Origin of the sequence: Natronococcus sp. (assembly GCF_047921035.1) — an archaeon.
Classification (GTDB): Archaea; Halobacteriota; Halobacteria; order Halobacteriales; family Natrialbaceae; genus Natronococcus.
The window spans coordinates 1-516 of sequence record NZ_JBLRWX010000274.1; the positions used below are offsets into that span (position 1 = coordinate 1).

Below are 516 nucleotides of genomic sequence, written 5' to 3' on the forward strand. Positions count from 1 at the left end.
GGGTTCCACCACAGGGCGGCCGCTTCGCGCAGCGCTTCTGCCCCGGAAATGGCGTCATCGCCCGAGCCGCCATGCAGCCAGTCGTTGCCGAGCCCGCCGTAAATAATATCGTCGGACGTGTTCCTTGAGACGCCGCCGAACTCGTCGTCGGTGCCATCAAAGTCGGGATCCTGGCTGAACGGCGTGAGATTGACAGCCTTCTTCAACTCGCCTTCGACATTGATCAGGGCGTACTGGATGTCGCCGGGCGTCTTGATGATCTCGTTGAGGACGTTGCCGTTGGTGATTCGCGTATTGGGATCCCGATCGACAAGCGCTATGACACCGTAAAGCGGCTCGCCGTAGCTGGCGCTGTTGCGGCTGGTCATGATCCGGCCGTCGTCGCCGATGACGCCGTCATCGCCGGTGCCGCCAGAGATCCAGTCGTTGCCGTAGCCGCCGATGATGTCGTCGTCCTGGCCGTCGCCGAACAAGACGTCGTCGCCCGTCATGCCGTAGATGACGTCGTCGCCCGCC

1 pseudogene is annotated in these 516 nt (G+C 63.0%); it reads right to left on the bottom strand.

What is annotated here, in order from left to right:
- Nucleotides 1–516: pseudogene (locus ACNA7R_RS20670) on the bottom strand (hypothetical protein); the annotation flags it as partial.